Consider the following 22,394-nt stretch of genomic DNA (forward strand, 5'->3'; position numbering starts at 1 on the left):
GTGTGGTCAGCTGCCACAGCAACCCTCGTCACCCTGGAGCGCGTGCGGGACCCCGGAGGGGTTCATAACCTGGTGGTGCTCGGGGTGAGTGGGAGAGGTGTGCCATGCCCCGAACGATCTGGTCCGGCGCGATCACCTTCGGCCTGGTCACGGTGCCGATCAACGTGGTCGGCGCGTCCGAGGACCACAGCATCCACTTCCACCAGTACCACCTGCCCGACCAGGGCCGGGTCCGCTACCGCAAGGTATGCGAGCTGGAGGACCGGGAAGTCCCCCAGGACGAGATCGGCAAGGGCTACGAGCTGACCAAGACCCAGGTCATCCCGATCACGGACGACGACCTCGCGAACCTGCCCCTGCCGACCGCGAAGGCGATCGAGATCGACGCGTTCGTGCCGCTGGAGTCGGTCGACCCCATCCGGATCGCCGAGGGCTACTACCTCCAGCCCGCCGGCCAGGTCGCGGCCAAGCCGTACAAGCTGCTGGTCAAGGCCCTGTCCCGCTCGGCGAAGGTGGCCGTCGCGAAGTACGCCTGGTCCGGCCGCGAGCGCCTCGGGCTGTTGCGGGTGCGCGACGACGTCCTGGTCCTGCACGCCATGCGCTGGCCCGACGAGATCCGCGACCCCACCGAACTCCTGCCCCCACCCACCGAGGTCTCCGAAGACGAGATCGCCGGCGCGCTCGCCCTGATGGACACCATGACCGTCGACGCCCTGGAGGGACCGGAGTTCACCGACCGCTACACCGAGGCGATCGCCCAGATCATCGAGGCGAAACGGGAGGACAAGCCCCTGCCTGCGGTGGAGGAGCCGGAGCAGCCGGCCCAGGTGCTGGACCTGATGGCCGCTCTGCAGGAGTCGGTGTCCAAGGCGAAGGCCTCCCGTGGCGACGCCGGTCCGGCCGACGTGCACGAGCTGCCGCGGCCGAAGAAGAAGACGGCCACGAAGAAGCAGCCGGCCAAGCAGACCGGGGCGAAGAAGACGGCGGGCCGCCGACCGCGCAGCGCCTGACCCGACGACGCGGTTGACGGCGACGACGCCGTGTTCACGGCTGGTTGAGGATGTCGTGGCCTCCGATGCGCCGCCAGACGATGTGCTGCGTGCCGCGCACCTTCTCCGGCCCGTAGCACCAGGTGGCCCGCCCGCCACCGCTCCAGGTCAGCTCGTAGACCCCGGGCATGAGGCGCACACCCTTAATCCGTAACCCCGGGCGGAACGTGCGCCCGGCGCGCAGGTCGTCGACGAACGCGTTGACGGCCTGGCGGAAGGCCCGGCGCTGTTCGGTGGTGAGGCGGTTCAGGTCGGCGGTGAAGCGGGGCAAGGCCTCGTACGTAGGCACGGCGAACTCCTCCGGGAAGCACGAAGCCCCCGGCCGGGCGGCCAGGGGCGGGGGTGGCTGTTCGTGTTGAAGGGCGTCGGTGACGTAGTGCTCAGTCGTGGTGCGTGGTCGGGGAAGTGGTGCGGTGGTGCACGCTCAAGGACCGTGCAGTCCGCGAAAGTACAAATTTGAGGCTGGTGGTGCTCTTGTGGTCGCGGCGCAGTATTCGCACGGCGTCGTCAGGCGTCCTCGTCGCCGGGGAGCGGCGGCATCTTCTTCCTCCAGCGGTCGTGGTGGAGCAGGTGGCAGCCGGCGGGGCACCAGCGGTCCTTGACGTGCTCTCGCTGGGGGAAGGGCGACTGGGCGCTGAGGACCAGGTACACCAACTCCTCGGTGGTCGTGGGGCAGAGGGGACAGCCGATTCCGGCTCGAATGATTTCCATGCGGGGAGAGTGCACAGGTCGGTGGCTTACCGTCTCGGGCTGGCCCGGCGGCCCGCCTGACGGGCGCTCCGGTAAAGAGTTGGTGATGTGCTCCCGCCCGGCGGGACCGGCCTCGGATCACGCTTCTGTGCAGGTCAGCGCCGGGGTTCCATGGGCTGGTGATCAGCATGTCGCCTGTGCGCCCGGGGGCCGGGCCGCGTTACCTCTTCCGAGGCGTGATGGTCGGCGACGGCCACCGCCGGGCGGGCACGCCGCTGCGCGCCGCCCAGGACGAGGCCGGCGTCCCGCCCGGCGTGTGGAAGGGCCGGGGCCTGGCCGCGCTCGGCCTGACGGCCGGGGACGTGGTGACCGAGCGGCAGGCCGAACTCCTCCTGGGCGAGGGCCGGCACCCGGACGCCGACCGGATCGAACGCGAGCTCCTGGCGCAGGGCAAGAGCCCGGCCCGTGCCCGGCGGGCGACCGTGCTGGGCAGGCCCATCGAGCACAACCGCTCCCCGAAGACGGAGAAGGCGAAGGAGCGCACGCCGTGGCTGGCGATGGACCTGGTGTTCCGGGCCCCGTCGACGGCCCACATCGCGTGGGCGCTCGGAGATGACGGGACCCGGCTGGTGCTGGAGCTGTGCCAGGACATCGCCCGGGACAAGACGCTGGCGTGGCTGGAGGAGTCGGTCGCCCAGATCCGCTGGAAGGCTGGCGGCAAGCGCCGGGCCCGGGTCAAGGACGGTCTGATCGTCGCGGTCTTTAGGCACTACGAGTCCAGAGCCACGGAATCGAGGCCACTTCTTCACGATCACGCGGTGGTGTCGATCCGCGCCCGGCGGCCGCACGACGGGAAGTGGGGCAACCTGTCGGCGGATTCAATGCTGGCCCACATCGTCGCCGCCGACACTCTCTACACCCTGTACTTCATGGAGGAGGTGACGGCCCGGCTCGGGTGGGCGTGGGAGCCGCGCGAGGTGACCCCGGGCCGCCGGCCCGTCATGGAGATCGCGGGGATCGACCGGCGGCTGATCGGCTGGCAGTCGACCCGTCGCCAGCAGATCGAGGACGCGCTGCCCGTCCTCACCGTCAAGTACGAGGAGAGGCACGGGCACGCGCCGGGGGAGCAGGTCTCCTACGCGCTGGCCTGTCAGGCCGCCGACCAGACCCGCCTGCCCAAGCGCACGGAGCTGCTGTCGCTGACCGAGCTGCGCAAACGGTGGCGTTCCTCGGCGATCCGGGCGTTCGGGGCCTGCACCGTCTACCGGCTCGCTGAGCGGGCGCGGGCGGCGGCCGCGGCGGTGTGGGCGCGGGTGCGGCCGGTGGTCGACGTCGTCCTGGCCGCCGTGGACACCGTCGCCGTGGTGTACGTGATGCGTGGCGCCTTCGCGCGCCATCACCTGCTCGCCGAAGCCCGCCGCCACCTCTCCTACGTCCTGCGCGGCCGGCCACACCAGCCCGGCCTGGACGAGAGAACCGTGCAGACAGTCGTCGATGACTACACCCGCCCCGCCGGACGCGGCCGAAAGATGACCGCCGACCTGCGCGCCCTCTACCCGCGTGACACCGAGGACCAAACCGTGCTGCGTCCGCTGACCCGCAACCGGACCGTCCCGCCGTACGAGCGGGCCCGCCTGGCCGCCGACGCGCTGAGGACCCGGGCTCAGGCCGTGCGCCGCGCGGACCGACTCGGCTCCCGCCCCCGGCCGCGCACCGTCGCCGTGCCAGCCGCCTCGAGGCCGCGCCCGCGGCCGTTGCGCACCGGCCGGAAGGCCGGCCGCCTCCTGGAGCAGGAGACCGGCGTCGGCACGGTGGAGCAGACGCGCCGGACGCTCGAAGCCGTCGCCGCCGAGCTCCAGGACGGCATCCGCGAGCGCGCCCTCGCCTTCGGCCCCAGGCCGCGGCCCGCCCCGGCGACAGCCCCACAGCCGCACACCCCGCAGCCCGGCACCCGGCACACACCGACCACAGGAGGAGTTGCGTGAGCACCCCGGAAGAACGCCCCCACCCCGACGAAGCCCTCGCCCGCGCCCAAGCGGCCCGCGCGAAGATGGCCGCCGCGCTCGACAAGGTTCGGGAGCCCGGGGCCGCCGAGTCGCTGGGATGGCAGCCGGTCTGGAAGCGGCCCCGCAAGCCGAAATCGAAGGCGGCGAAGAAGGCAGAGCTGCGCAGGCAGCGGGGGCGGCTGAAGGCTGCCGGACGGCGCCGCCTTGCCGCCGGGCAGTCGCGCCGGCCCCGGCCCCGGCAGAACCGGATCGGCAACGCGGCCGCGCGCCGGGATGCGCGGGCTCTGTCCCGGCTGCGGCACTCAGGCGCCTGGCTGGGGTGAGGATGGGCGGCACCGTCCACTGAGTGGAGTCCACCCGACGCCGCGCATCGCCACCGGATGCAGACATCGAGTGGGCTCCACTCAGTGGGCTCCACCCGATGGACTCCACCGAGTGGAGCCCACTCTCCGGTGTGCCGGACGACGGTGGACTCCACCGTGGTGCGCACTGCGATGGTGCGCTACCGCGTCCGGTACCGCACCACTCCGGCGATGTCCGGTACTCTCGCGCGCCGGTGCGCCACACCCGACGCTCCGCACCGGTGTGCCCCCGTCGGGTGTGGTCGGACGCGCGCGACCCCCTTGACCGGCTCCGCTACCGCGACGTTTCCCCTTGCCATTGCCGGTTTCCGCTGGCGAGCAGGTCCCGGTCAAGGGGGCGTGTGATAAAGGCGCCCCGGCTGTAGTGCGCCGCGCCTCGGTGCGGTGTGGTGCCCGGCAGCGGTGCGGATGGCAATGGTGCGGTCCCGGTGCGCACCGCACCACCGCAGTCCTGGAGGTGCGGCTACCTGGTGGTGCGGTGCGCCGGGTCCGCCTCTAGCGCCTGCTTCATCCCCGCGGCCTCCAACTGGCACAGGACGTCGGCGACGTCGCCGTGGTCCTCGGTGAGGATGTTCTCGGTGAAGCGGATGATGGTCCGGGCGATGCCCGGCGAGAAGGCCAGGCAGGCGCCGTCGGCGTGGCACAGGACCTCCAGCAGCAGTCGCCCGAGCGCTGCTGCCAGGAAGGAGTGCGCGCACGGCTCCCCGTCGCAGTCGTCCACGGCGGTGACCGGGATGACGATGCGCGCGGCGACGTCCAGGAGCAGCCGGCGCAGCTCGGGGCCCGTGTCGTTGGCGACCGCGCAGGCGGTGTCGATGTCCCCGGCCTGCAGCGCCCGGATGTAGGCGAAGGCGTCGGCGACGTCGTCCAGCTCCATCGGGGCGAGCGGCGTGGTGACGGTGTTCTCGGTCATGGTGGCTCCTCATCGTCGGGCCGCCCTGCTGATCGCGGCGGCCTCGAGCCCGATGCTCGAACTGCGGCCCTGTGGACAGAGTCCGGGCCGCCGACGGAGGAAAGCTCTCCCCCTTGATCGAAACGGGACGAATCGGGGCTGTGCCACGTCGACGTCCGTGCGGATGCGGTGCGGCCGGACGGGGTGTCGCCACCGTCCGGCGCTGTCCCGGGCGACGTCGACGGCCACCTCGTGAGTGTGCTCGTACTCGCGTCGGTCTTGCGCTGGGCCGGGGCCACCGGTGCGTCCAGGCCGCTGTCGAGGGGCTGGCAGCGGGCGAGAGTCCGGGAGCCGAGCAGAGTACCGGCGAGGTGCGGGCTTCGCCGACCTGCCGAAGAATCGGTTAGAGCCTGGTTCCTCGCCATGGCCGCTTTCACCGCACCAGGCGATTTCCACTCACCATGGATCGGTCCCGGTTGGCCCCGGGTCCGGACGGGTGCCGGTGCGGCTGCGGGCGCGAGTCGGAGACGGCGATGGGCCGCTGTCACTTCTGGAGAGGTGTTCACCCGATGCGGATCGATCTCAGTGGACGTACCGCGCTGGTCACCGGTTCGACGGCGGGGATCGGGGAGGCGACGGCACGGGCGCTGGCCGACGCCGGGGCCGATGTCGTGGTAAACGGCCGTAATGCCGACCGTGTCGCCGAGGCCGCCAAGCGGATCGGCGGGCGGGGTGTCGCGGCCGATGTCGGGACGGCCGGGGGGACGGCCGAGCTGATCCGGCAGTTGCCGGATGTCGACATCCTGGTCAACAGCACCGGCATCTTCGAGACCAGGCCGGTCTTCGAGATCACCGACGCGGACTGGCTGCGCCTCTTCGAAGTCAACGTGCTTTCCGGTGTGCGGCTGGCGCGCCACTACGCACCGCGGATGGCCGGGCGGGGATGGGGCCGCGTGATTTTCGTCAGCAGTGAGGCGGGTGTGCAGACGCCGACGGACATGGCCCACTACGGGATGACCAAGACGGCGCAGCTGGCCGTGTCGCGCGGCATGGCCCAGGAGGTCGCCGGTACCGGGGTGACGGTGAACTGTGTGCTGCCGGGACCGACGATGAGTGACGGCGTGCTGGCCATGTTCGACGAGCTGTATCCCGGTCTCGACGCTGACGAGCAGGAGCGGCGCTATCTGGCCGAGAACCGGGCGGCCGGCTCCCTGCTCAAGCGCCTGATCCGTCCCCATGAGGTGGCCGCCATGGTCACGTACGTGGCGTCGGAGCAGGCCTCGGCGACGACGGGCAGGGCGCTCGGTGTCGACGGCGGCCTCGTCCCCACGATCCTCCCGTGAGGCGGGCGCCTGGCATGGGGCCGAGACGGTCACCGCACAGGCGCCTTCGGCTTGCGGGCCCGTCCGTACCGCGGTGGGGCTGGAAGCGCCCCCGTCACTGGCCCCGCGTGCCTGCTGCACTCGCATCGGCCGGAACGCCTGACGGGACCCCCTTTGCATTTACCCCGCGTCTGCAACTATTGTCTACGCCTGTAAGGCGCTCACGCAATCATTGCTGCGGCGTCCCGGCCCTGACGGAGGACCGCCGTGCATCCAGTGACACGGCCCCGTACGGCAGGGCAGCCCCCACAGAGGCACCCGATCCCTCCCGTGCCTCCCCTCCCGTGTCAGGGACGCCCCCGGCACGGAGACACCGATCGAAAAGGCACCATCATGACCCTCAAGAACCTCCTTCCCGGCCAGCTCGGCTTCGGCACCGCCCCGCTCGGCAACATGTTCCGCGCGATCCCCGACGAGGAGGCCCGCGCCACCGTCGAGGCCGCCTGGGACCAGGGCATCCGCTACTACGACACCGCCCCCTTCTACGGCGCCGGCCTCTCCGAGCAGCGCCTGGGCCAGGTCCTGTCCACCAAGCCCCGCGACGAGTACGTCCTGTCGACCAAGGTCGGCCGCGTCATCCTCGACGAGCTGGAGGAGGGCGCTCGCGACCTCGGCGAGAAGGGCGGAATCTTCGAGCACGGGAACCCGAACAAGATCGTCCACGAGTGGACCGCCGACGCCACCGAGCGCTCCATCGAGGGCAGCCTGAAGCGCCTGGGCGTCGACCGGCTCGACATCGTCTGGGTGCACGACATCGCCCAGGACTTCCACGGCGACGCCTGGATCCAGAAGTTCGAGGAGGCCCGCACCGGCGCCTTCCGCGTCCTGTCCCGCCTGCGCGACGAGGGCGTCATCAAGGCGTGGGGCCTGGGCGTCAACAAGACCGAGCCCATCGAGCTGACCCTCGCGCTCGACGAGCCGCGGCCCGACGGCTTCCTCCTCGCCGGCCGCTACACCCTCCTCGACCACGAGCACGCCCTCCAGCGCCTGCTGCCCATGGCCCAGGAACAGAACGTCGGCATGGTCGTCGGCGGCCCCTACAGCTCCGGCATCCTCGCCGGCGGCGCCCACTTCGAGTACCAGCAGGCCCCGCCGGAGATCATCGAGAAGGTCAACCGCATCAAGGAGCTCACCGCCAAGCACGGCATCTCCATCAAGGCCGCCGCGCTGCAGTTCTCCCTGGCCCACCCGGTGGCCGACGCCGTCGTCCCCGGCGCCACCAAGCCCAGCCGCATCGCCGAGGACATCGCCGCCCTCGACGAGAAGATCCCGGCCGCGTTCTGGTACGACCTGCGCGCCGCCGGCCTGGTCAGCCCCGCCGCCCCCCTCCCCAACGGCGCCTGACCCACCCACCCCGAATCTCTCACCCGGTCCCAGAATCCAGGAGAAAGACCATGGCCTCCACTTCCGTCAGCCGCATCGTGCCCGCCTCGCCCGAGAAGGTGTGGAGCCTCATAGGCGGCTTCGACGCCCTGCCCGACTGGCTCCCCTACATCCCCGAGAGCACCGCGCTCGAAGGCGGCCGGGTACGCCGGCTGAAGAACCCCGAGGGCGAAGTGATCATCGAACGCCTCGTCGACTTCAACGAGACCGAGCGCCACTACAGCTACGCCATCCTCCAGGCGCCCTTCCCGGTCAACGGCTACGTCTCCACCATCCGGGTCCACACGGTCCCCGGCCGTGACGACGTTGCCGAGGTGCAGTGGTCGGGCCGCTTCAACCCCGACAACGCCACCGAGACGGAGGTCGTCGAGCTGTTCACCGGGATCTACCGCGACGGCCTCGACGCCCTCCACAAGACCCTCTCCACCTGACACTCCAAGCTCACCCACCGCGCGGCCCGGGTACGCACCCCGCTTACCCGGGCCGCGGTGCGCCCAGGACATGGAGCCGATCATGGGGAGGGATACAGGACATGCCGGGGTCTCAGCAGCCGGCTCTCGCCGAACTCGGCGACCAGAACGGCCAGCGGCTGCTCGCCGCTCCCTCCGCGCGTCAGCGCGGCCAGGGCGTCGTCGTCACCGTCCCATGCCGCTTCCAGGGTGGCGATCACACGCAGGACTTGGTCCGGAGTCAGTTCTGATGGCATGGGCAGCACCGTAGCTCCGCCGGGTACGGGCCCGGGCGCGCTTCGGCAAGGTCAGCTCGACGAGGACCAGGAGCCCGAGTCCGATGTATCCCTGGGTGGCAGCCGGTCTGGAAGCGGCCCCCAGCCGGAGACCGCCCGGGCGGCTGAAGGCCGCCGGACAGCGCCACCTTGCCGCCGGGCAGTCGCGCCGGCCCCGACCCCGGCAGAACCGGATCGGCAACGCGGCCGCGCGCCGCCCCCCCCCCCCCCCCGCGCCAGCTGCGGCACTTCACCGCTTGGCTGCGGTGACGATGCCGGACATTGTCCAGTGAGTGAGTCTCCGCCGAGGAGACCACCCTCCCGCGGGACTACCAGCGCCTTCTTGCCGCAGTACGGCAAGCCGCAGGACTGGTGATGGCTCGGCAGGTCGGCGAGATGCTGGGAATCGACGTCACCGTGCGGTCCGAGCTGGAACCGTTACGTGGAAGATTTGTCCGACTTGTTGACTGCGGCTGGCTGTGCAAACTGCCCGATGGGCGCTTCACCACTCGCCTGTGATCAGGCACGACCGGCGGCGCCTGCCGCCTGCTTCAGCAGTCTGCGGCCAGCCGGGCGCCGTGACGCATTCTGATCACACACCAACCGAAAATGCGTAGCTACTTTCACCCCAAAGGGTGGTTTGGACTTCTTCCGGGCGCTGTCCGTCACGGGTGACGTCAAGATCACTGATGTTCCGTTCAGCTTCGGCCTGCCGCTTCAGAAGGCAGCCTCATGGGAGGAAGCGAGTCTGATGTCCGCTGTGTTCACCGCCGCGCTGATCGCCCGGCACAGTGAGAAGGCCGTGTCTGTCAACGGGGAGAAGAAGGATGACGGCACCGCCGTCATCCAGTGGCCGTTCCAGGGCGGCGACCACCAGAAGTGGAACCTGGAGGCGACGACCGGCGGCTACTACGTGGTACGCGCCGTGCACAGCGGCAAGGCCCTGTCGGTGGAGGGCGAGAGCACCGCCAACGGCGCGAAGGTCATCCAGTGGGGCCAGGTGACCGGACCGCATCAGCAGTGGCGTCTGGTTCAGAAGGACAACGGCTACTTCGCCCTGCAGAACCGCCACAGCGACCAGTACCTGTCCGTCAACGGTGAGAGCACTGACAACGGCACCGATCTGGTGCAGTGGCCCGGCGGCGACGGACATCACCAGCAGTTCCGCCTCGGCTGATCCGTGACCTCCCCCTCTCCCCGGCCTCTATACCAACTGCTGCGGGAGGGAGGAGGCGTCCTTGGCCGTCAGGTGGGTGAGCGGTACGTGGATGTACGGGCGGGTGGCGTCTGCTGGTGGTTTCGGGGCTTGTGGGGCGGGGGTGACTGGGCGCCGTGCAGCATTAGGTGACGCCGGGCCTGTGCCCGGTGATGGAGATAGCCGGCGTCGACTCCGGACTCACCTGGCCGACGCCAGCCGGCTGCGGACGGCGCTGTACCCGTCGCCGAAGCCGCGGCCGGTCCCGCGCCGCTCCCGGCAGTATCCCGGCGGCCGGCCGAACCCGTGGCGCACCGCGCGCCTGCGCCGCCGCTACTTCCGGTGAGTGGACACGGTGGACTCCACCGCCCACCCGGTGGGCGGCGTGACGCCCGGAGAACGGAGCCCACCGTGAGGATCCACCCGAGGGGAGTCACGTCAGTTGGGGCGGCCATCTGGCCGTTGATATCTGGTGCTCATGGCATGGAAGACCTTCTTCGGTTCCCAGCGGGTCTCGTCGAGCATGCGCACGACGCCGTAGGAGGCGATGTCACGGTCTCGGGGCTTGTCGTAGTTGGCGAAGGAGAACCACAGCGCGGTATCCACATCTTCTTCCTCGAAGGTGTCGAGGAGTTCGTTGAGGTAGCGGACCTGCTCGTCCTCGTCCGGGATCGCTCCTTGCGGTGGCTGCCAGGCCATGCCACCGAGGTCGCCCGCGCCGCGGTAGGCGCACGTGCCGTACTCGGTGACAGCGACAGGCTTGCCGTGGGAGAGGGCCTCGCGCAGGTGGATGCGGAAGGTGTCGGCGTTCTGCGCGGTTCGGTAGGCGTCGATGCCCACCAGGTCGAACGGGCCCCAGTCGACGGGCTCCCAGGGGCCGGATGCGTAGGTGATCCTCCCGCCGAAGTGGGCGCGGACCGTCGTCGCGGCTTGGGCAAGGAAGGTGTTGAGGCGTTCGGGGACCGGCCCGAGGGAGGTCCACCACTGGATGTCGGCGGTGGCCATGGCATGGAGGCGGTCGAGGTAGGTGTCGCCGGGAAGGAAGCCGTGGGCGAAGGCGCTGAGCTCGCAGCCGGCGACGAGCACCACCTGGGCGCCCTCCTGTCGCAGGGCCTCCGCGCGCTGCGCGCAGTCGGCGAAGAACGCCAGGACCTGCCCCGGGGGAAGATCGGCCGGGAACGGGGAGAACCAAACTTCGAGGCCGACATCGGCTGCATGCCGGGCTGCGATGCTCAGCCGCTCGGCGTCGCCGCCGGAGATGCGCACGGCGTCGCAGTGCAGGCTGTCGGCGATCGCGGCCATCTCGTGCCGGACCTGCTCGGGATCGAAGGTCTTTCGGGTGAGCAGGTGGCCAGGGAAGGTTCCGGTGTCGTAGTTGATGCCTCGTGCGCGCAACGTCAGTGCCCTTCAGCGTGAGTGAGTCCGTGTTCCAGCAGGTCGAAGGCCAACTCCACGTCCCGGGCCAGAGCGCGGCCGGCGTCCTGGGCGGAGGTGCCGCCGAGCAGGCGCTGGAAGTATGTCTCCTGGAGAGTGAGCAGGGACGCCGCGATCTGGGCGGCCATGAGCGCGGCTGCCGTGGGGCCGTACTCGTCGGTCAAAACCTGCGCCAATGCCTGGCGCTGCTGGTAGAGCAAGCCGTTCGCCGCGTTCAGCAGTGCCGGGCTGTCCTGGATCACACGCACGCGAGCGAGCAGCGCGTCAAGGCCCGCATCTGGCATCTGTCCGGCCGCGAACGCACGATAGTGCGCTCGTAGCGCGTCCAGGAAGGTCTTGTCGGCCGGGCGCCGGGCGACAATCCCGGCCAGGTCGTCGCCGCCCACACCATTCAGGGCGAGTGATTCCTTGGTCGGGAAGTACGCGAAGAGCGTCGCCTTGGCCACTTCGGCGGCCTCGGCGATCTCGTTGACCGTCACTGCATCGAAACCGCGCTCGGCGAACAGCCGCAACGCCGCCGCAGCGATCCGCTGCCTGGTCTGTTCCTTCTTGCGCTCGCGAAGACCTGCCACCCAATAATCATACTCGGTTCAAAAGCGAACTCGGTATGCCATTCGATTCACTGACAGATGATCTTCTCCGCGGACTGCCACCCACAACCAGCACGGAAGGCCGTCACACCATCCCCGTGACCTGTTTCTTCAAGTTGGCGGAGGCTCAGCGCACCGCACCGAGCGCACCACTGCACCGGGAGTGCACTCCACACGGTGGACTCCACCGCACCCGGTGGCCGGACGGGGTGGACTCCACCCGATCGACGGCACCGGGTGGGAATGGATAGCGGCACGGCGGGGGAGTGGGCGCCGCCCGTTCCACCGTCCACTGCAGGTCGTGCACCCCCTTGTCCGCCTCCGCTACCTACGACATCACCATCGAAAACGGGCGGCGCCCGGGGGAGGAGAGATCACCGTCCCGGGGCGCGGTCCCGGCCGGTCCGGCTCAGGTCGCAGCCGTCGGCCGCCCCGCGCTGGCGTCGCGGCGGACGTCGGCGAGGAACTGGTGGACCTGGTCGACCTCCTGCATGCACTCGATTAGGAACCCGGCGGCGATCCACGCGGTGTGCGCCCCGGCCCCGCTCGCGAGGCACCACCGCTTGAGATACCGGCCCGCGACCGTCGCCAGCTTCCCGGCGACGTACGCGGACTCGCAGTCGGCGTGCTCATCGGGCACGACGGCGAGGTAGTCGGCCAGCAGCAGCGCACCGAACTCACCGATCAGCCGCGCCAGCTCCGGGCCGTCGGCGTGGAACTCCTCCAGCGCGGCCTTCTCCTCCTTACTGCCCTGCTCCTGCCAGACCAGCTCCACGGAGTCGCAGGCCCGCAGGATCTGCTCCGGCGCGAGCTGGGGCACCTTGGGCGACATCGTCTCCATGACGGCTCCTTGCTGTTCGCTGGCCGGGTGCCTGGTGCGCCCGGCCGATCGCCCTTACGGTGCGCGCCCGGCCCTGTGGATACAGTCCGCGCTCCGGGACGCGGGCCGGGCGTGACTCCGGTCACGGACAAACTCAGACTGCAAGGGGCGGTCAAGGAGGAATCGGGCGCCGGTTGTTGGTGGCCGTCAGACCGCGGTCAAGGGGTGGCTTCACACGGTGGTCTCGGCCCGTGCGCAGATCCGCGTGCGGGCCGGACGACCGCCGACCCGGCCCGCCGGCCGGAGAAACCGAGGACACCGTGCCGACCGACCACACGCCCGACCCCACCCACGAGGACCGCGCCGCCCGCGACTGCCGACCCTGCGACGGCGTGGACCAGGTCCCGCCGGCCCCCTCCACGGGCCCCTCCATCGCCCCCTCCACGGCCACTTCGCCCACCCGGCGCATATCCGCAGGCCAGCCCCGCACGTCAAGGCTCCGCGACGCGTTCGACAACCCTCCTAGGCCGGCACAGGTCTGGAAGCCGACCGGAGCACGACGCAAGGAAGTACTGAAGGCGCTGGGGATCTTCCAGCGGGCGACCGCCGATCAGTTGTGGCGGATGCTGCGTCCCGCCGACCGGCACGACCGGATCACCCGCGACACCCTGAACGCGTTGAAGGAGTCGGGCCTGGTCCGGGTGGAGACGCGACTGCAGTCGGGACACCAGCTGTGGGTGCTCACCGAGAAGGGCCACAAGGAAGCCAGGCTGCTGCTGCCGAAGACGGTGCGCCTCTCCGCGCTGCGCAAGCTGGACCATGACGACGAAGGCCGGCCGGTCCAGGCCGACGGCTACGACGAACACGCCGCTGCCGTCACCTCGACCGCCGCCGTGCTCACCGGGGCCGGCTACGGCACGCCGCTGTCCTGGCAGACCGAGATCGCTCACAAGCTCCCGTACGGGTACACCCAGTACGCCGACCTGACGATGCGCGCGCCGGACGCCGGGGTGCCCGCGATGCTCGTGGAGGTCGACCGGGTCACCGAGCCCGTCGACGTCCTGGTGGACAAGCTGCGCCGCTACCACGAGTGGTTCGAGCTCCTGGCGCCGAAGGCCGACGCGAACAAGGAGATGGTGGCCCGTCACCACAACGGGGCGGCGGTGCACGCTTTCCGGCTGTGGTCGCGCCTCTACCCGGCGACGGGCCGGGAGGGGTACGTGCCGGTGGCGTTCGTGTTCACGGGCAAGACCGCCGCGCAGCGCGCCAGCCGGATGCGGCGCCTGGAGCAGGCCGCCCGCTGCTACTTCGCCGGCACCCCGCACCGGGGCGCAGGGTTCACGTCGGTCGACTACCACCAGGCGGTGCCCGTGGTCGTCACCGAGCTGGAGCGGATCACCGCCTACCCGGCCGGGGCCGCGGGTGCGGTGTGGCGCAGGCTCGGGCGCGATGAGTGGCAGACCCTCACCCAGGCTCTGGACAATCCCGACGGCGAGCGGCTGTACCAGGTCCAGCTCCGCGAGGCCCGTTGGCGCCAGGCAGAGCGCGAGGCCGCGGAGCGGGAGGCGCAGCGGCCGGTGTGCACGCAGTGCGGCATCAAGTTCACCGACGAGCGCTGGCAGGAGACCAAGCGGTCCTCGTGGCCCGGCGCATGGGACCGGCTGTGCGGGCCGTGCGCGACGCAGGCCGCCGACCGTGCGGAGGCTGAGCGCGCCGCGCGCCACCAGGCGGAGGAAGCCGAACGCGCGGCAGCCCAAGCGCCGGCCGTGAAGCCCCGCAGCGGGTTCGGCATCGGGCGCCGCCGGTAACAGACGGGCTCGGGGGCCAGGGTGGTTGGGAACGCTTTCCTGAGCGCACTGCCTCACGAGGCGCCGGGCAGCGGCGGTCGCCTCGGTGGCCGCCAGTGCCCGCCGCGCGGGTGGTGGCACGGTGCACAGCGCTGGCCCCCGGATTGCTCGGCAGGGCTGCCGCGGTGGGTAGGTCACGCGCCGGGCGGATGTCCACATCGTGCGCCCGGCGCAGCGGGCCTAGGGGACGGGGGTGTAGGTGATGGGGGTGTTGGGGCAGCCGGCGGCGAGGCGGTTGAGGGTCTGGAGTTCGTCCTGGTCGACGGACAGGTTCCAGGTGAGTTTGATGGGCACCCAGTAGCTGATGTACTTGCAGTGCTCGGAGGCGACGGGCAGCCATGTAGTGACGTCCTGGTCGGCTTTCTGCCGGTTGGAGTGCTGGCTGACGGCCTCCAAGTGCCGGGGGTCGTCGAGATAGTTGGCGTAGGCGACGCGCTTGTCGTACGTCCAGGCGCTGGCGCCCGAGTCCCAGGCTTCGGCGAGCGGGACGACGTGGTCGATGTCGGTGAGGGTGACCGTCTGGTGGTCGTACCAGCTGTACCAGCTGCCGCCGTCCAGGGAGCAGCGGCCGGTGACGGTGGGCGGGGTGACGGCTTCGGCGAGCAGGACTTCGGCGCGGGTGTTGCAGCCGTCGCGGTCGGCGTCGATCCAGCCGGGGCCGAACTTGTTCCGCTCATAGCCGGTGCGGTCTTCCGCGGCCACGTCGAGCCGGGTGATGGCCGTCCGCAGCGGCACGGTGACGGCCTTCGTCTGGGCCGGGTGTGCGGGCGCGGCCGCGTCCGGGTGGGAACCGCTGGCGGCAGCCGGCCCGGGCGCGGTCGCCGCAGAAGTGGCCAGGACGGCCAGCAGGGCTGCCGCGGCCAGGGCGCTACGGCGTACGAGGTGGTGCATGGGGTGGCTCCCCTGTCTCGTCGGTGTCCGGTCTCCGGGATACCGGCAGGCCCGGCTTGCTTTCCGTCTCAGGTGGTGCCGAAACCACACCAAAGGGCGTGCCGGTAGCGGCAGGTGAGACGGGTGTGCGCGCCGGGCGCGCGCCGGGGGAGCGTTCTCGGAGCGAGTGATTCCGCATGGCTGGTTACCTGCTGCGTGCATGGCAATGCTGTACGTGAGTGACCGCCGGGAGTGCGCTCGGAGCACGCGCCGTGCACGGCGGCGCACTTCAGCACTTCGGCGCCGGCCGCGCATCGTGCGGCGTGACGGCGCAGACCGTGATTGCGGGTCCGGGGCTGGGGACCGGACCGGGGGCACGGCCACAGCGGGCGCCGACACCGCTCCCGACATCTACTCCACCCGCGCGAGGGCATTGGCATGCCTCTGCGTGCCCACGGAAAGAGAAAGGCCCGTCATGGCCGACATCACGAAGATCACCGCAACCATCAAGAACGCCGACGTCCCCGAGGCACAGACCAGGAACGGCACCGCCTACCTGGGCATCGCCGGCAGGGAGTTCGTCCTGAAAATCGCAGACGCCACCGACAAACAGCGGGGCACCACCGACACCTACGTCTTCGGTGAGGACGCCAACGTCGCCGAAGCGCAGTACAACGACCCGCGCAGCCCGCAACTGACCACCGCCGACCTGGACCGCTACCCGGTCTACATCCGCTTCACCGGCACCGACGGCTGGTGCATCGAACGCGTCTGGGTCAACGTCGAACCCGGCGGCCACGGGTTCGACAACCTCGACCTGGAAAACGTCGCCGACAACCGCCGCATCTGGCTGCGCAACGACTACGGCCAGGCCCTTCACCTCACCCGGACCAAGGGAACACCCGACCCCTCCAACGGCGGCGGAAACGGGTCGGAGGCGGAGACAAGCGGACTCAAGGGGGTGCAGTTGGTGTGGGGCGACATCGACGCGAACGGCGACGTACACAGCGGCAGTGGCAACTTCTACGTCTTCAAGGACGACACCGGTCGCTACCGTATCGAGTTCCAGCACCCGTTCGCCGCTGTGCCAAGTGTCACCGCCAACATCCGCGGTGAAGGCTGGCGCATGCTGGACAACACTCACGTCAACGTCATCGAGACCGGCCACACGGTCATCACCACCGGCCACGATCGCGGTGACTGGGCCGACCGTCCCTTCAGCTTCCAGGTCATCGGCCGTGGCGCGACGCGGCCGACGACGCCCACCCCCCAGCCCCGCGTCTTCTAGGCACCATCGCGCACACAAGGCAGCCGGGCCCGGGCCGCCGCCGACCGGGGCACACCTGAACATCCCCAACCGCGTACGGGTGAACGCGGACAGTTCCTGACATGTTGAGTGCCGGTACCTGGCACCCTGCTGCTCAGCCGGTTCGGGTGACAGAGGACGGTTGACGATGGTCCTTGATCCGCATCGCGGGATGGAACTGCGGCGCTTTCGTGGCCTGCTCGAAACCGGGACGATGAGCCTGCCGGAGATCACCCGGGAGACGGGTCTTGACCGTAAGACAGTCCGCAAGTACCTGGCCGGCGGTGAACCGGTCTCACCGCCGCGGCGGGCTTCGAGCGGTCCACCCCAGCAACGGCGTCGGCTAGTTCTAAGCCGTGCGTCACCGCGCCGGATGCCGCCACGGGCTGGGCCAGTCGGGCGAGTTGCCCCGCGCGCCCGGGCTCTTGCCTCGGGGGTGCCTGTAGTCACCCCTGGGCGGCCAACACCACCAGATCTGCTCGCAGACCCGCACGAAGAAGGTCCCGCTCCTCCAGAAGCCGGACCACCAACTGCCCCCCCGATACAGGAGGAACCATGCGCTCCACCAAGCTCCAGTCCCTCGTCCGTGCCCTGGCTGTCGCCGGTGTACTGGCAGCGAGTCTGGCGCCCGCCTCGACGGCGTCAGCCATTCCCAACGACCGCTGCCCCGAGGGCTACGTCTGCTTCTGGACCGGCTACGACTTCACCGGCACCATGTCCGTCTACAACAACCCCCGATTCCCCGACTACCTGTGCACCGGCATCCGGCCCGCGGCACGCACCGTGTTCAACAACGACGACCAGCCCTGGAACTTCTACCGCGACACCAACTGCCAGCAGTTCGCCGTCGCCCTCGAGCCCGGCGATGTCGAGACCTCCGACCGGCTCCTCAGCTGGAAGTAGTCCTGTCGCTCGCCGGCCCCGGTGTACCGGTCGGCACGGGACCCGAAGCGCCGGTGGCGGTGCTGCCGGCATGGGTCATATGAGATTCGTGACCGGCTGTCGGGGAGATACCGGCTGGGCAGCCTCCCGCAGCCCGTGGGGCCCTCGCCGTTCAGAGGGCGAGGGCCCCATGGCGACATGGTGACGACGGTGGACCGGCCGCAGGGGCGGTCAGCCGATGGCCTGGAAGCTGAGCTTGGCTCTGTCGGGCATCGAACGGCCGAACGACGGACTGTAGACCAGCCTCATGTCCCGTCGGCAGAGCGACACGAGGCATGGCCGTACCGTCCTGCCGGACCCGCGCTGCTTGCACGCGAACGCCACCATCCGGCGCCGTTCTCGCCCGGGGCAGCTCACTGGAGTGGGCTGACGCCGTTCCGGCAGCCGCCACCGTCGCCGGCCTGCTCGGGCCAGCTTGAGGACTACCCGTGGCGGGCCGACGACCATGCAGGTTGCCGTCGACCCGCCCCGGTCCTGCTGCCGGCTGTCGGCGCACCGGATCCAGAGGCCGTCGTAGGGAGGTCGTTCGCCGGGAGTTCGTATCGCCGGTGACCGGTACCAGTGGCTGGTCGCCGGCGAAGAGCCGTGCGGCGGCGGTGGTGTGGGCGGTGTGGGCCGGGAGTTGCGCTTGGTGGTCCTGGTGGGGTTCCGGGTGTGAGCAGCAGGGGTGCTTGGTAGCCGATGGGGGTGAAGTTGGCGCTGTCAGGCCGCGCTGCTGGAGGCTGCCTGGGGGTGGTCTTGTGGGGCTACCAGGTGATGCGTAGGTGTTGGGGGCTGCGCAGGGCGGTGTTGGCGGGCCAGTGGGCGGGTGTGTCGGTCTGCGGGGTGCGGAGGGCTGGTCGGGGGCAGGACGTGGTGAGAGCGGTGATGGTTCGCTGGGTGAGGTGGAGGGCGAGCGGGGCGCCTGGGCAGTAGTGGATGCCGGCGCCGAAGGCGAGGAGTGGGGGTGTGTCGGTGCGGGTGGGGTTGAAGGTGTCGGGGGAGTGTACGGGGTGGTGTTCGTCGCGGGCCGCCGAGCCGAGCAGGGGGAGTCGGGCCGCTGAAGGTGGGCGGCCAACATGGCGCTGGACGCGGCGCGCCCCCGTCCCGTGGTGGCGGTGGTGTCGGCGATGCGCAGCAGGTAACTGGCGACGTCGCGGACTCCGGCGTGCCAGCCGTCCTCGAACCGCGGCTCGGAGCCGTGCGGGGCGGTGCTCTCGGAGATCCAGGTGTGGGCGCCGGCTACCGCCCCGGCCTCCAGCTTCGCCACGATGTCGTCGGCCTGCTCGTGTCCGATCCCTGCGGCGGCCAGGGCCTGGAAGACCGTGAACCGCGCCGCCATGGCCTCGTGCTGGTGGTGGCTGATGCGGGCCAGCTCCTGGCCGTACGCGTCGGCGTCGTGCTGCTCGGTGCTCACGGGGTCCCTCCCTTGTCGTGGTGGGTGCGGTTGGCGACCCAGTCCGGATCGCGTACGGGCACCGGCACCGGGGCGTCGGTGGCCGGGGCACGCATGATGCGCCAGCTGGTGCGCGGCGCGGTGACGGCGTGGACCAGGACGACGACGGCCTGGCGGCCGGCGCCGCCCCGGACCCACGCCCCGGTGAAGCGGACCTGATCGGCCGCCCAGTCGCCCAGCCGCTGCCACGGGCGCAGCCGCCCGAGCAGATAGCCGGCCGCGAGCGCGACGGCCGCGATGACGACGACGTCCATCAAGACCACCGCATCCCGATCGCGGACAGCAGCTCCACCCGCTCCGGGGACAGCGTCGCCGCCCGGGAGCGCTGATTCCCGATCCAGGCCCCCAGCTTGTGCTCCCGCACCTCCTGGCCCTCGCCGACGATCCGCTCAACCCACTTCCTGGGAACCTGAAGGTGCCCCTCACGCTTGTAGAACTGGCGGGCGGCCTCGTAGTTCATCGCCCACTTGTCGGCCTGCGTACGGCGCGGCGGCGGCTTCTCCTCCTCGGCTGCGGGCTCGATCCCGAGAACCTGCTCGCACAGCCACTGCTGCACGGTCGTGAGCTGATCCCACCCGAGCCGCACCGACTGCACCCACCGGCCGAGATCCTCGCCCTGGCGCACGACGGCGCCCGCCTCGGTGGGCAGCGCCTCACCGGCGTCCAGGTGCATCCGCACCAGGTGGAAGCATCGCTGCCACGTCACCGGCCAGCTCGGGCACCAAGACGCGTCGATCTCCTCCAGCTGCTCGCGCCGCTCGTCCGACAGGGCCCCGGCCGACGACTCCACCGGCAGCCCTTCCGCACGCCGCTGCGCGATCTCCTGCGCCTTCCGGGCGGCGGCCCGCTGGTTCTTCAGCCAGATGCCCACCCGGTACCCCTGGTAGGTGGCGTCCAGCGGGGCCAGGAGGTGCCCGTGTTCGGCCGCCCACCCGCGCGCGGCCGCGAGACCCTCCTCCCACGCGACGTCGAAGTGCGACCAGATCATGCCGAGCTTCTCCAACTGCGCGACGCGGTCCTCGTCCATGTCGCCGCGGGCGTAGAACCGGCGAGCGTCGGCGATCCACTGCCCCAGCGGGAACCCGGCGAGCGAGGCCGGCCACCCCTCCCCTTCCGCCTCCTGGTCCTCGACGGCGGGCACGCGGAACGTGAACGGCACCTTCAAGTCGTCGTGCAGCCGTGCGTAGATGACAGCGGCCTCCACGCCGCGCCGCCAGTGCTCGTGCTCGGGGTTGAGGACCCGCAGGTTGATGAACGCGGCGAGGGCGGCCGGGTCGCGGGGCGTGGAGAACTTCAGCAGGGCCTTGGCAGGGGCGCTGATGCCGCCGGAGCCCTCGCCGCTCCCGCCCGTGCTCTTGCCGCTCTCGTCCTTGCTGACGGGCTTGTAGCGGCTCGGGGCCTGCTGCTCTGCCAGGGTCTCCACGATCCGCGCGTCGTGCGCCCGCAGCGCCTCCAGCAGCTTCGCCAGCCCGCCGAACGCCCGCGAGGTCAGCATGTTGTCCGCCGTCTCCCCGGGCCCGAGCAGGACCGGCACGACCAGGCTGGCCATCTTCCCCTCGCCCGGCTGCATCCGCAGCGCCCGCCCCACGGCTTGGACCAGGTCGGGCATCGAGCCGCGAACGTCAGCCCAGTACACGGAGTCGCAGTTCCTGGTGTCGACGCCCTCGCCCAGCACCTTCACCGAGCTGAGGAAGCACTTCTCCACCACGGTGCCGTCCGTGGCGATCCCGGCCGCGAACTCGCCGAGCAGCCGACGGCGGTGAAGCGGCTTGTGGTCGCCGCACAGCCAGTCCGCCCAGATCGTCTTCGGGTACAGCTCGGGGTCGGAGGCGTGCAGCTGCGCGGCGACATCCGGAAGGCCGGCCGCGAACGCCTCGGCCTCGCGAACCTGGTGGTGGAAGACCAGCGTGCGCCGGAAGCCCTCCTCCGCCGACGCCTTCACCAGGGCGGTCTGCAGAGCGGCGAGCCGCGCCCCGCGGACCTCTGCCGAGCGGCCTTCGGCACCGAGGAGCTGCGCGGCCTGGAGCGCGGTGTCGGTGACGTCCACGCATACGACCTGGTAGGGGGCACAGATTCCCCGATCGATGGCCTCCGAGAGCGACAACGTAAAACAGCGGCTGCCGAAGGGGCCCTCAGGGTCGTCTTCCATGCTCGCGACCAGCTCGCCCGGTGCGCCGGCCGCGTCCTCGTCCCCGAGCTGCCACAGCCGGGGCGTGGCCGTCATGTACAGACGGCGCAGGGACGGGATCTTCTGGTTGTCGTGGACGACCGCCCACGGCTTCCCGATCCGGCCCGAAACGCGGTGGGCTTCGTCCACCACGATCAGGTCCCAGGCCGCAAGGCCCCCGGCGTGCGCCCGCTCCAGCGTTCCCAGCCCGAGACTGGCGTACGTGGCGTACACGGTCACCTTCTCCAGGCCCCGCGTCCACTCCACCAGCTCATCCACGTCCGTGGTGTTGGGGAAGGGCACCTCCTCACCCCGCAGCGAGGACACCCCGATCATCGGCCCCCGGCGGCCCCCCTCCCGCCACGCGGCCTCGGTCTGCGCCAGCAGGTCCAGCGAGGGCACGAGCACCAGCACACGGCCCGCGTGGAGCTCCTCCGCGCTGCGGACCGCCACCCGGGTCTTCCCGGACCCGGTCGCCATGATCACCTGCGTTCGAAGCCCTCGTTCGGGCACAAGTGATCTAGCAGGCAATTCGAGGGCACGCACGACCGCGTCAATGGCTTCTCGCTGGGCTGCCTCGCGCTGATCAGCGCGGTCTGTGCTCGACATATCGCCTGCCTTCTCCTGCGGTGCCGTCCGGTCGATTCGAGCGGCGGAAAACGGGAAACCTGCACGTAGAGGAGCCTCAAGGACTACGGTTGGTCTGACGCGATCGGCTGGTTGATCCGCCCTACCGGAGCACCGGCGAGGCGGCCGGGTGGATCTCGATAACCCTCCGGAGCGATCCGGGGCGGTGTGCTCTGAGTCCAGAGTCTATCTTGAACTCAGAAATGAAGCACAAAGAGTGCCGAGATTCCCCCGAACGTGGCTCAAAGCTGTTAGTCTTGCCTTATCGCCAGCCAATCCGGGACCTTGACGCCCCCTCAATTCGGTCCGCCCCTCTGGGTAGTCGGCCCTGAGCTTCCGTCACCCGCCCGACTACCTGTCACCTCCCCTTCCTCTTGCTGCTGCTCGGGCCGTCAGGCCCGTGGGTGGGCCGCGCGAAGCGTGGCACACCTGGTGGTACGGCGGGTGACGTCAGGTCAGGGGGCGGGGCGGCGGGTGGCTGGAGCGCAGCGGAGGCCACTGGTCTGGCCGGAGGCCGGCCCCGGCCCGCAACGCGGGCCGGGTGCGCTGCGGTTGGCGGGGCGCGCGGAGCGCGTGCCGCCCTGGCGGTGAGCGGAGCGAGCCGCATCCGCTCACGCGGAGCGGGAGCGGCCAGGGCGCGGAGCGCCCTGGCTCGCTTCTTCGGGCGAAGCCC

The 22,394-nt window shown here is 70.7% G+C and carries 20 protein-coding genes; 10 read left to right on the forward strand and 10 right to left on the reverse strand.

What is annotated here, in order from left to right:
• Positions 1 to 104 precede the first annotated feature (104 nt).
• Positions 105 to 1,010, forward strand: a complete 906-nt coding sequence (locus ACSURM_RS39390) for a Ku protein (protein ID WP_436961513.1) — start codon at positions 105 to 107, stop codon at positions 1,008 to 1,010.
• A gap of 34 nt (positions 1,011 to 1,044) precedes the next feature.
• On the opposite strand, the gene ACSURM_RS39395 is transcribed toward ACSURM_RS39390, so the two are convergent.
• On the reverse strand, positions 1,045 to 1,338 hold the full coding sequence (locus ACSURM_RS39395) for a hypothetical protein (RefSeq protein WP_436961515.1): 294 nt from the start codon (positions 1,336 to 1,338) through the stop codon (positions 1,045 to 1,047).
• A gap of 218 nt (positions 1,339 to 1,556) precedes the next feature.
• The gene (locus ACSURM_RS39400; RefSeq protein WP_436961517.1) at positions 1,557 to 1,760 is read right to left on the reverse strand and encodes a hypothetical protein; all 204 of its coding nucleotides are present in this window, start codon (positions 1,758 to 1,760) and stop codon (positions 1,557 to 1,559) included.
• A 218-nt stretch (positions 1,761 to 1,978) separates the two neighbouring features.
• Here ACSURM_RS39400 and mobF point away from each other — a divergent pair, with 218 nt between their 5' ends.
• Both mobF and ACSURM_RS39410 read left to right on the forward strand, forming a co-directional pair.
• Complete coding sequence (mobF, locus tag ACSURM_RS39405) at positions 1,979 to 3,724, forward strand: MobF family relaxase (protein ID WP_436961545.1); 1,746 nt, start codon at positions 1,979 to 1,981, stop codon at positions 3,722 to 3,724.
• A complete protein-coding gene (locus ACSURM_RS39410; RefSeq protein ID WP_436961518.1) occupies positions 3,721 to 4,068 on the forward strand; it encodes a hypothetical protein in 348 nt (115 codons plus the stop codon). Before mobF ends, ACSURM_RS39410 begins: the two co-directional genes overlap by 4 nt.
• A 502-nt stretch (positions 4,069 to 4,570) precedes the next feature.
• Here ACSURM_RS39410 and ACSURM_RS39415 read toward each other — a convergent pair.
• The gene (locus ACSURM_RS39415) at positions 4,571 to 5,020 is read right to left on the reverse strand and encodes a hypothetical protein (RefSeq protein WP_436961520.1); all 450 of its coding nucleotides are present in this window, start codon (positions 5,018 to 5,020) and stop codon (positions 4,571 to 4,573) included.
• Positions 5,021 to 5,568: 548 nt separating this feature from the next.
• Here ACSURM_RS39415 and ACSURM_RS39420 point away from each other — a divergent pair.
• The 3 genes from ACSURM_RS39420 (at position 5,569) to ACSURM_RS39430 (ending at position 8,195) form a co-directional block, all read left to right on the forward strand.
• Complete coding sequence (locus ACSURM_RS39420) at positions 5,569 to 6,342, forward strand: SDR family NAD(P)-dependent oxidoreductase (protein ID WP_436961522.1); 774 nt, start codon at positions 5,569 to 5,571, stop codon at positions 6,340 to 6,342.
• Positions 6,343 to 6,714: 372 nt separating this feature from the next.
• Complete coding sequence (locus ACSURM_RS39425) at positions 6,715 to 7,725, forward strand: aldo/keto reductase (protein WP_436961523.1); 1,011 nt, start codon at positions 6,715 to 6,717, stop codon at positions 7,723 to 7,725.
• A gap of 50 nt (positions 7,726 to 7,775) precedes the next feature.
• A complete protein-coding gene (locus ACSURM_RS39430; protein ID WP_436961525.1) occupies positions 7,776 to 8,195 on the forward strand; it encodes an SRPBCC family protein in 420 nt (139 codons plus the stop codon).
• 80 nt (positions 8,196 to 8,275) lie between these two features.
• Here ACSURM_RS39430 and ACSURM_RS39435 read toward each other — a convergent pair whose 3' ends face one another.
• The gene (locus tag ACSURM_RS39435; protein WP_436961527.1) at positions 8,276 to 8,470 is read right to left on the reverse strand and encodes a hypothetical protein; all 195 of its coding nucleotides are present in this window, start codon (positions 8,468 to 8,470) and stop codon (positions 8,276 to 8,278) included.
• Positions 8,471 to 9,239: 769 nt separating this feature from the next.
• On the opposite strand from ACSURM_RS39435, the gene ACSURM_RS39440 reads away from it, so the two are divergent.
• A complete protein-coding gene (locus ACSURM_RS39440) occupies positions 9,240 to 9,665 on the forward strand; it encodes an RICIN domain-containing protein (protein WP_436961529.1) in 426 nt (141 codons plus the stop codon).
• 456 nt (positions 9,666 to 10,121) lie between these two features.
• Here the strand turns inward: ACSURM_RS39440 and ACSURM_RS39445 are convergent, their stop codons facing one another.
• From ACSURM_RS39445 to ACSURM_RS39455, 3 genes are all read right to left on the reverse strand, one after another.
• Positions 10,122 to 11,078: a hypothetical protein gene (locus ACSURM_RS39445; RefSeq protein ID WP_436961531.1), complete on the reverse strand. Its 957-nt coding sequence runs from the start codon at positions 11,076 to 11,078 to the stop codon at positions 10,122 to 10,124.
• Between the two features lie 2 nt (positions 11,079 to 11,080).
• Complete coding sequence (locus ACSURM_RS39450; protein WP_436961533.1) at positions 11,081 to 11,689, reverse strand: TetR family transcriptional regulator; 609 nt, start codon at positions 11,687 to 11,689, stop codon at positions 11,081 to 11,083.
• A gap of 427 nt (positions 11,690 to 12,116) precedes the next feature.
• Positions 12,117 to 12,548, reverse strand: coding sequence for a hypothetical protein (locus ACSURM_RS39455; RefSeq protein ID WP_436961534.1), 432 nt, complete (start codon positions 12,546 to 12,548; stop codon positions 12,117 to 12,119).
• A gap of 299 nt (positions 12,549 to 12,847) precedes the next feature.
• Between ACSURM_RS39455 and ACSURM_RS39460 the strand changes: the two genes are divergently transcribed.
• Positions 12,848 to 14,335 (forward strand): replication-relaxation family protein, encoded by a 1,488-nt coding sequence (locus ACSURM_RS39460; protein ID WP_436961535.1) that lies wholly within the window; start codon positions 12,848 to 12,850, stop codon positions 14,333 to 14,335.
• 219 nt (positions 14,336 to 14,554) lie between these two features.
• Here ACSURM_RS39460 and ACSURM_RS39465 read toward each other — a convergent pair whose 3' ends face one another.
• The gene (locus ACSURM_RS39465; RefSeq protein WP_436961536.1) at positions 14,555 to 15,265 is read right to left on the reverse strand and encodes a GmrSD restriction endonuclease domain-containing protein; all 711 of its coding nucleotides are present in this window, start codon (positions 15,263 to 15,265) and stop codon (positions 14,555 to 14,557) included.
• A gap of 454 nt (positions 15,266 to 15,719) precedes the next feature.
• Here ACSURM_RS39465 and ACSURM_RS39470 point away from each other — a divergent pair, with 454 nt between their 5' ends.
• Positions 15,720 to 16,532: a hypothetical protein gene (locus ACSURM_RS39470; RefSeq protein ID WP_436961538.1), complete on the forward strand. Its 813-nt coding sequence runs from the start codon at positions 15,720 to 15,722 to the stop codon at positions 16,530 to 16,532.
• Positions 16,533 to 17,105: 573 nt separating this feature from the next.
• Positions 17,106 to 17,453 carry a peptidase inhibitor family I36 protein gene (locus tag ACSURM_RS39475; RefSeq protein WP_436961540.1) on the forward strand — a complete coding sequence of 116 codons (348 nt, stop codon included), beginning with the start codon at positions 17,106 to 17,108 and terminating at the stop codon, positions 17,451 to 17,453.
• Positions 17,454 to 18,884: 1,431 nt separating this feature from the next.
• Here ACSURM_RS39475 and ACSURM_RS39480 read toward each other — a convergent pair.
• Positions 18,885 to 19,181, reverse strand: a complete 297-nt coding sequence (locus tag ACSURM_RS39480) for a hypothetical protein (RefSeq protein WP_436961541.1) — start codon at positions 19,179 to 19,181, stop codon at positions 18,885 to 18,887.
• Positions 19,181 to 21,703: a Helicase associated domain protein gene (locus ACSURM_RS39485; RefSeq protein ID WP_436961542.1), complete on the reverse strand. Its 2,523-nt coding sequence runs from the start codon at positions 21,701 to 21,703 to the stop codon at positions 19,181 to 19,183. The genes ACSURM_RS39480 and ACSURM_RS39485 overlap by 1 nt, the downstream gene beginning before the upstream one ends.
• Positions 21,704 to 22,394: the final 691 nt, after the last annotated feature.

Origin of the sequence: Streptomyces sp. SudanB182_2057 (assembly GCF_964272715.1) — a bacterium.
GTDB classification, from domain to species: domain Bacteria; phylum Actinomycetota; class Actinomycetes; order Streptomycetales; family Streptomycetaceae; genus Streptomyces; species Streptomyces rubradiris.

Coding starts and splice junctions, on each gene's coding strand:
- ACSURM_RS39425 (WP_436961523.1), top strand. CDS start 6,715: ATGACCCTCAAGAACCTCCTTCCCGGCCAGCTCGGCTTCGGCACCGCC.
- ACSURM_RS39440 (WP_436961529.1), top strand. CDS start 9,240: ATGTCCGCTGTGTTCACCGCCGCGCTGATCGCCCGGCACAGTGAGAAG.
- ACSURM_RS39480 (WP_436961541.1), bottom strand. CDS start 19,181: ATGGACGTCGTCGTCATCGCGGCCGTCGCGCTCGCGGCCGGCTATCTG.
- ACSURM_RS39465 (WP_436961536.1), bottom strand. CDS start 15,265: ATGCACCACCTCGTACGCCGTAGCGCCCTGGCCGCGGCAGCCCTGCTG.
- ACSURM_RS39390 (WP_436961513.1), top strand. CDS start 105: ATGCCCCGAACGATCTGGTCCGGCGCGATCACCTTCGGCCTGGTCACG.
- ACSURM_RS39400 (WP_436961517.1), bottom strand. CDS start 1,760: ATGGAAATCATTCGAGCCGGAATCGGCTGTCCCCTCTGCCCCACGACC.
- ACSURM_RS39435 (WP_436961527.1), bottom strand. CDS start 8,470: ATGCCATCAGAACTGACTCCGGACCAAGTCCTGCGTGTGATCGCCACC.
- ACSURM_RS39455 (WP_436961534.1), bottom strand. CDS start 12,548: ATGGAGACGATGTCGCCCAAGGTGCCCCAGCTCGCGCCGGAGCAGATC.
- ACSURM_RS39420 (WP_436961522.1), top strand. CDS start 5,569: ATGCGGATCGATCTCAGTGGACGTACCGCGCTGGTCACCGGTTCGACG.
- ACSURM_RS39475 (WP_436961540.1), top strand. CDS start 17,106: ATGCGCTCCACCAAGCTCCAGTCCCTCGTCCGTGCCCTGGCTGTCGCC.
- ACSURM_RS39485 (WP_436961542.1), bottom strand. CDS start 21,703: ATGTCGAGCACAGACCGCGCTGATCAGCGCGAGGCAGCCCAGCGAGAA.
- mobF (WP_436961545.1), top strand. CDS start 1,979: ATGGTCGGCGACGGCCACCGCCGGGCGGGCACGCCGCTGCGCGCCGCC.
- ACSURM_RS39470 (WP_436961538.1), top strand. CDS start 15,720: ATGGCCGACATCACGAAGATCACCGCAACCATCAAGAACGCCGACGTC.
- ACSURM_RS39415 (WP_436961520.1), bottom strand. CDS start 5,020: ATGACCGAGAACACCGTCACCACGCCGCTCGCCCCGATGGAGCTGGAC.
- ACSURM_RS39430 (WP_436961525.1), top strand. CDS start 7,776: ATGGCCTCCACTTCCGTCAGCCGCATCGTGCCCGCCTCGCCCGAGAAG.